Origin of the sequence: Thermoleptolyngbya sp. M55_K2018_002 (genome assembly GCF_015295965.1) — a bacterium.
Lineage (GTDB): Bacteria > Cyanobacteriota > Cyanobacteriia > Elainellales > Elainellaceae > Thermoleptolyngbya > Thermoleptolyngbya sichuanensis.
Window position 1 is genome coordinate 1 of record NZ_DVEA01000189.1, and the last position, 7,704, is coordinate 7,704.

The 7,704-nt window shown below is 59.2% G+C and carries 7 protein-coding genes; 5 read left to right on the forward strand and 2 right to left on the reverse strand.

Annotation, left to right across the window (positions count from 1 at the left end):
- The 5 genes from IGS51_RS09135 to glgA form a co-directional block, all read left to right on the forward strand.
- Window positions 1-1,426 (forward strand): N-acetylmuramoyl-L-alanine amidase (locus tag IGS51_RS09135; protein ID WP_297078117.1); only part of this gene is annotated, 1,426 nt, incomplete at its 5' end.
- A gap of 111 nt (window positions 1,427-1,537) precedes the next feature.
- Window positions 1,538-2,419, forward strand: coding sequence for a glutamate racemase (gene murI / locus IGS51_RS09140; protein ID WP_297078123.1), 882 nt, complete (start codon window positions 1,538-1,540; stop codon window positions 2,417-2,419).
- Window positions 2,420-2,524: 105 nt separating this feature from the next.
- Window positions 2,525-3,484, forward strand: coding sequence for a hydroxymethylbilane synthase (gene hemC / locus IGS51_RS09145; protein ID WP_297078118.1), 960 nt, complete (start codon window positions 2,525-2,527; stop codon window positions 3,482-3,484).
- Window positions 3,485-3,626: 142 nt separating this feature from the next.
- A complete protein-coding gene (locus IGS51_RS09150; protein WP_297078119.1) occupies window positions 3,627-4,322 on the forward strand; it encodes a CAP family protein in 696 nt (231 codons plus the stop codon).
- Window positions 4,323-4,477: 155 nt separating this feature from the next.
- Complete coding sequence (gene glgA / locus IGS51_RS09155) at window positions 4,478-5,974, forward strand: glycogen synthase GlgA (protein ID WP_297078120.1); 1,497 nt, start codon at window positions 4,478-4,480, stop codon at window positions 5,972-5,974.
- Between the two features lie 76 nt (window positions 5,975-6,050).
- On the opposite strand, the gene IGS51_RS09160 is transcribed toward glgA, so the two are convergent.
- Both IGS51_RS09160 and IGS51_RS09165 read right to left on the reverse strand, forming a co-directional pair.
- Complete coding sequence (locus IGS51_RS09160; protein ID WP_297078121.1) at window positions 6,051-7,109, reverse strand: M4 family metallopeptidase; 1,059 nt, start codon at window positions 7,107-7,109, stop codon at window positions 6,051-6,053.
- Window positions 7,110-7,299: 190 nt separating this feature from the next.
- Window positions 7,300-7,704: D-Ala-D-Ala carboxypeptidase family metallohydrolase (locus tag IGS51_RS09165; RefSeq protein ID WP_297078122.1), on the reverse strand; the 405-nt coding region annotated here is incomplete at its 5' end.

The window sequence follows — 7,704 nt, forward strand, 5'->3', positions numbered from 1 at the left end:
CGCGCCTGCGCCCCCAGCAACGGGCCCCGCCCAGATCGACGAGGTGCAGATTACCCAGGACGGCTTTTTCATCCGCACCAGCGGCGGTGCGCCTCGCCTGACGCTGCGCCGCAACAGCGATCCGCGAGATGTGCAGTTCGACATTGCCAATGCCCAGGTTTCGCCCCAGTTGACCAATCGCGATTTGCGGCCCAACCATCGCGGGGTGGAGCGGCTGCGGCTGGAACCCCAGCGGAATGGCGTTGTGCGGCTATCGCTGCGCTTGTCGGGTAGCCGAAACGACCGCAACCGTCGTGGCTGGCAGGCCAGCGTCAGTGATTTTGGGGGGATTGTGCTGCTGCCCAGCCTAAATGCCAACAGCGGTGTGGTGGCGACCCGTCCGTCCCAGCCTGCGCCGACCCCGCTCCCCCCTACAACTCCGCCTATCACCCCTCCCACCTCGCCCAGCCCGCCGCCGCGCCCTGGTCAGCCGCCCGTCAGCGGTCTTTCGACAGTGCAATCGGTGGAGTTGTCGAGTAATGGTCAGCAGTTGCTCATCCGGGCGGATCAGCCAATTACCTACACCAGCGATTGGGATCGGGGGCGAATTTTCTATCGAATTACGATTCCTGATGCCCGACTGGCGGAACGGGTCATTGGCCCACAAATCACCGCCAACAGCACCATTCAGCAGGTGCGTCTGCTGCAAGAAGATGAGCGAACCGTGGCGATTTTGGTGCAGCCTGCTGCTGGCGTGGTGATTCGGGATGTGATCCAGCCGAGCGATCGCCTCTTGGCCCTGGAACTGCGCGGCGCTGCCCAGCCTCCCACCACGCCCACGCCCACCACCCCGCCCCCAATCGTGACACCCCCCACTACTACGCTGCCCCGTGTCCCCACCGGCCGCGTCGTGGTCGTGCTAGATGCGGGACACGGCGGTCGAGATCCGGGCGCAGTGGGCATTGGCGGGATACGCGAGAAAGATATTGTCTTGTCCATTACAACCCAGGTGGCTCGCTTGCTAGAACAGCAGGGCGTACAGGTCGTCATGACTCGGACAGACGATCGAGAAATTGACCTAGAGCCGCGCGTGCAAATTGCTGAACGGGCGCGGGCAAATATTTTCGTCAGTATTCACGCCAACGCCATCAGCATGGATCGCCCCGATGTCAACGGCATTGAAACCTACTACGCCTCGGAAGCGGGGGCACGGCTGGGCCGCGTGATTCACGACAGCATGGTTCGCAATACGGGCTTGAACGATCGCGGCTTGCGGAGCGCCCGATTCTACGTGATTCGCAACACCTCAATGCCCGCCGTATTGCTGGAAACGGGGTTTGTAACTGGAGCGCAGGATGCAGCGTTTTTGGGCAGCGCTCAGGGACAACAACGCATGGCATTTGCGATCGCACAGGGTATCCTGCAATATATTCAGCAAAACTTCTAAACATTTCGTTTGCAGCCTGTGTCTAACTCTGCCTCGTTCTCAGACTCGGTTAATCGCGCCTCAGACCCGCTTTCTCCTGAACCAAACGGGACATTTTGCGAATCCGTCCTCTTGAAAACAGGCGATGCCCAGGCCCCCATCGGGGTGTTTGACAGCGGCGTGGGCGGGCTGACGGTGCTGCGGGAAATCCAGCGCCAGCTTCCGAATGAATCGGTGCTGTATTTTGGCGACACGGCGCGGCTGCCCTATGGAACCCGCTCGGAGGAGGAACTGCTGCAATTTGTGCGGGAGATCTTGACCTGGATGACGCAGCAGCGGGTGAAGATGGTGGTGGTAGCCTGCAACACCAGTTCTGCCAAGGCGCTGGACGTGGTGCGGGCTGAGTTTCCGATGCCGATTTTGGGCGTGATTTTGCCGGGGGCGCGGGCGGCCGTGCAGCGGGGGCGGCGAATTGGGGTGATTGCTACGCCCTTTACGGCGGCTAGCGATGCCTATCGACGGGCGATTCATGAAATTGACGAGGCGATCGCCGTTTGGCAGGTGGGCTGTCCAGAGTTTGTGCCGCTGATTGAGCAAAACCGGGTTCATGACCCCTACACCCGACAGGTGGCCCAGCGCTATCTGGAGTCGCTGATTCAGGCGCAAATCGACACGCTGGTGTTTGGCTGTACGCACTATCCCCATTTGAAACCCGTGCTGCGATCGCTCTTGCCGCCGACGGTGCAGTTTGTCGATCCGGCGGTGCATGTGGTGCGGGCGGCAGCGCGAGAGCTAGACCTGCTGGGGCTGCGAAATCTGTCTGCCAATCGGACGGCTCGATTTTGCGTCAGCGGCTGCCCAGAGAGCTTTGCTCAACTTTCGCAGCAGTGGCTCGGCTATTTGCCCATCACTGAGCGGGTAGACTTAACCGCTGTGACCCCTGCAATCCCGACGGCAAGGGCGATTCCCGAAGGGATCGCTTCACGAATCGCCCCGCTGGAAACCTCGGAGTAGGCATAGGAGTTGGGCCGCCCTGCGGTAAGCTGGTAGTTGGCTCAAAACGCCTCAAATCTAAGGCTTGCTTAACATTCCGCTGTTTTTGTACACACTTCTTTGCACATGATCGCCAGTCCTCCCCGCACCATTCGCATCGGTTCTCGCAAAAGTCAACTTGCCCTAGTGCAAACCCACTGGGTGCAGTCCGAGCTACAAAAAGCCTTTCCGGGGCACATCTTTGAGGTTCACACCATGAGTACCCAAGGTGACAAGATTCTGGACGTGGCGCTGGCCAAGATTGGCGACAAGGGGCTGTTTACCAAAGAGCTAGAAGTGGGGATGCTGAACGGCGATATCGACTTTGCCGTGCATTCGCTCAAGGACTTGCCGACGCGCCTGCCAGAAGGGCTGATGCTGGGCTGTGTGACTGAGCGCGAAGACCCAGCCGATGCGCTGGTGGTGCATGAGAAGCATCAAGACAAGCAGCTTGACACCCTGCCAGAGGGCGCGGTGATTGGCACGTCGTCGCTGCGGCGGCTGGCGCAACTGCGGCATCACTATCCTCATCTGGCGTTCAAAGACGTGCGCGGCAACCTGAACACGCGGCTGGCCAAGCTGGATGCGGGCGAATATGACGCGCTGATCCTGGCGGTGGCGGGGCTAAAGCGGCTGGGCATGGGCGATCGCATTCACCAAAATATTCCCGGCGACATCTCGCTGCACGCGGTCGGCCAGGGCGCACTGGGCATCGAGTGCCGCACCGAAGACCCCGAAATTCTCGCGGTGCTGAAGGTGCTGGAGCATCCCCCCACTGCCCAACGCTGCTACGCCGAACGCGCCTTTTTGCGGGAGCTAGAGGGCGGCTGCCAGGTTCCCATCGGGGTTCACACGGGGATTGAAGGCGACACGCTGACGCTGACCGGGCTGGTCGCCAGCCTCGACGGGCAAACCCTGATCAAAGACACCGTTTCTGGCGCACCAGACACCGCCGAGCAGATTGGCATCGACCTGGCCCATCGGCTCAAGGAACAGGGCGCACAGGCTGTGTTGGACGAAATTTTTGCCACGATTCAGCGGGGCTAGGTTTCCGGGAACCCCTGGCGGGAACTTACCAGATTGGCGATGCGTCTTGGAAACTAGCGCGATCGCCCTGTTTTTGTGCGGGTGATGAGGGGCGATCGCCAGTCCTTGTCAACACAAGCCAGAGATAATCCCAGGGGCAATCATGGATAAAGGGTTGAGAACGGGTTTCGCTAGGCTGGGCGGGCTGTTGCTGCTGCTGGGTATGGGCTGGCTCCATCGGCAGGCGATCGCCACAGAGCAGGCCTTGACCTGGTTTGAGCGATCATCCAAGCAATCGTTTGAGTCATCATTTGAGTCATTTGAGCCATCTGGGCCATCTGAGTCTTCTCTGGAATGGCATCCTTTAGGGCGACGGGCATCGGGATGGCGCGAAGCCCCTCGGCAGAGAGCCGACCGCTCAGACGAAGCCTTTGTGGACACTATGCTGGCTTCTCACAATCGCTATCGCACCGAGCTAAACCTGCCGCCGCTGCAATGGTCAAACCAACTGGCGCAAAATGCCCAAGGCTGGGCAAACGAACTGGCCGCACAGGGCGGCCGTCGATTGGTTCACAGCCAGGGCACGGGCGAGGGCGAAAATCTGTGGATGGGCACGTCGGGCTACTTTTCCTACGACGACATGGTGACGGGCTGGGGCGACGAAAAGCGGTATTTTCGTCCGGGCACCTTCCCTAACGTCAGCACGACTGGCAACTGGGCCGATGTGGGGCACTATACCCAAATCATCTGGCGCGACACCACCCATGTCGGCTGTGCCCTCTCCACCGCAGGCGGCAACGATATCCTGGTTTGTCGCTATAGCCCGCCCGGAAATTACTATGGTCGCCGCGTTTATTAGTCCCTCAGCTACCCCCCTGCGAACTCCCCGCCGACGGGATCAGTCCTAAAATAATTACGAAAACGTTACCGAAACTTGCTAGGGTTTAGGTGTTGTGCGTTGCGCTAGAGGATGAACGCACAATCGAGACGTTCGGGAGACTCAGGGGGGTCACGATGCGAATTTTGTTTGTGGCGGCCGAAGCGGCCCCGGTGGCAAAAGCAGGCGGCATGGGCGATGTGGTGGGCGCACTGCCCAAAGTGCTGCGGCAGATGGGGCACGATGTTCGCATCTTTATGCCCTACTACGGCTTTTTGCCAGACAAGATGGAAATTCCCAAAAAGCCCGTCTGGTCTGGCACGGCAATGTTTCAGAATTTCAAAATTTTTGAAAGCAAGCTGCCCAGAACCGATGTCCCGGTTTATCTGTTTGGGCATCCCTCCTTTATGCCCCGCCGCATCTACTACGGGGAAGACGAAGACTGGCGGTTCACGCTGTTTGCCAATGCGGCTTCCGAGTTTGCCTGGAACTATTGGCGGCCAGACGTGATTCACTGCCACGACTGGCACGCGGGCATGATTCCCGTGTGGATGCACGAAACCGAAGACATCAAGACCGTCTTCACGATTCACAACCTGGCCTATCAGGGGCCGTGGCGCTGGCGCTTGGAGCAGATGACCTGGTGCCCGTGGTATATGCAGGGGCACAACACGATGGCGGCGGCGGTGCAGTTTGCGGATATGGTGACGACGGTTTCGCCGACCTATGCCGAGCAAATCAAAACGCCGGAGTATGGCGAACAGCTAGAAGGGCTGCTGTCCTACATCAGCGGCAAGCTCGTGGGGATTCTCAACGGCATTGACCAAGGGCTGTTTGACCCGGAGCGCGATCGCCAGATTCCGCAAAACTTTACTGCCGATACCCTGGAAAACCGCCGCGAAAACAAAATTGCGCTGCAAGAAGAACTGGGGCTAGAGGTGAATTCCAAGGCCTTTTTGCTGGGCATGGTGACGCGCCTGGTGGAACAGAAGGGTCTGGATCTAGTGATCCAAATGCTGGATCGGTTCATCTCCTATACGGACGGTCAGGTGGTGGTGCTGGGCACGGGCGATCGCTATTATGAAACCGAGCTATGGCATATTGCCTCGCGCCACCCTGGCCGCGTTGCCGTGTACCTGCTGCACAATGACACCCTAGCCCGCCGCATCTATGCAGGCACCGATGCCTTCTTGATGCCGTCGCGATTTGAACCCTGCGGTATCAGCCAGATGATTGCCATGCGCTATGGCTCGATTCCCATCGTGCGGCGCACGGGTGGCCTAGTAGACACGGTGCAGCACCACGTCCCCTCAGAAAATGAAGGCACGGGCTACTGCTTTGACCGCTACGAGCCGCTGGATCTGTATACCTGCATGATCCGCGCCTGGGAAGGCTTCCAGTACAAAGACCAGTGGCGATCGCTCCAGCAGCGGGCTATGCGTCAGGATTTTGCCTGGGATCACTCAGCCCGCGAGTACGAGAAGATCTACCGCCGCATCAAGGGGTTGCCAGAGTCGGATGACGAGCCGCAGGCCGAAGCCGATGAAGCCGCTGTGACTTCGGAGCATCCAACTCCTGACGCAGCAACTCCAGATGCAACTGCCGAAGCCGCTGCCAAGGAAAAGGTCGCCTAGCCGAATAGTGGGGATCTGTCTCATTCTGCCTGGAGCTATGCAGCCAGATCCCCAAACCCTCGTCCTCTCGCGTCCTCTATAGACTTGCTCCGACTGGCAGCCCCACCGCTTTAAACGCCGAGCGCACCACCTGCGTTGATCCCAAAGGAACCTTGCCATCGCGGGTCAATTCGCGGGCAGCCGTCACAATCACTGCCACTGCATCGTCGAACTGAGCCGTGGGCCAAAGCTTTTGCAGCGCACTAAACCAAATGTAGGCAGCATTCTCGGTGCCAATTTCCATCGCGGTTAGGTAAAACGCCTTGTTGGGAATGCCGCTGTTGATATGCACACCAAAGTTATCTTCGGGGCCGCTGAAATAGTCGCGCATGTGCCCAGGCTGTGGATCTTTGCCCAGCAGGTCGTTGTCGTAAGCTGTTCCTGGCTCCTTCATCGACCGCAGCGCCTCGCCATACAGCGTCGGCCCCATAATCTCATCGCCAATCAGCCAGTCGGCGGTGCTGGCGGTTTGCCCTTCGGCATATTGCGTAATGGCGGTGCCAAACACATCGGCGAAGTGTTCGTTTAGCGCCCCGGATTGCCCCTTGTATTCTAGATTGGCGGTGAACTGAATTACGCCGTGGGTTAGCTCGTGGGCCACCACATCCAGAGAGTTGGCGAAGCTGGTGAAAATCTTGCCATCGCCATCGCCAAAGGTCATTTCGTCCCCGTCCCAGAAGGCGTTGAGATAGCGCACGCCAAAGTGGACATTCAGGATCAAATCCATGCCCAGGTTGTCAATCGAGTTGCGCCCCATGACGGTTTGGAAATAGTCGCGGACGACACCTGCGTAGTTGTGAATAGTCGTCACGTCGGCATCGCCCGTTTCTGGATCAGACTCGCCGCGCACCAGCTTGAGCCGCTGCTGCCAGGTTTGTTCGCAGTCGTAAACGAGGCGATCGCTCTTGCCCACAGGAGCCGCCCCGGTAAAGGTCGCCATGCTGACAGCGGCGGCGGTCGCTTTCCGCTTTTCTCGCATCTTGCGGCTCTGCTGATAGCTGACGCGGGCATCGTCAACCCCTTTGCGGGCAAGATGCTCTGCAATCACCGGGGGAATAAAAGAACACCGACAGCCTGGACGACAAAGGTGACGCATAAAGACTCGCTCCTAATCCTAAAAATGAGCAGGACTGACACAAGAGACGGTGAAACAGCGCTAAAGCAACGACGGCAAAATGGGGGTCTAGGTTGCTACAGCTTATCTTTTTGGACTAGAGACGCGCCTGCGTTAGCCCTGAGCAATCGTGTGACGGGACGCTCGCCCTCGGTGGGAGATGGCTGCGTCCCTAAAACCCCCAGGTGCGCTTCGGCCCGATATCCAGGTGGATCACGTTCGGCATGTTGCTGTAGATGCCAATGCCGCCATTCCAGGACAGCATCACTGCATTCGCCACCTGGCGACCGCTCAGGCCCTGCACCTGCACATCGACCGCCTTGCCGTAGAGGTGCTGGCTGTTGGTTGCTCCGCCCACTGCCGAGTTGACATCTGGCGGACGATACCAGGAATTGACCTGGAAGGGGCGGCCAATCTGGTTTCGCACCCGTTGCAGCTCCCGCGCCAGGGCCAGGATGTTGTCGGCGATCGCCTTGGTGGCAGGAATGCGCGTCGCGTTCTTGGTTGCCTCGCCCCAGGTAAAGTTGCCGTTGGGAATAATCGGCTGGTCGGTATAAAACGTGGAGGAATAGCCCGG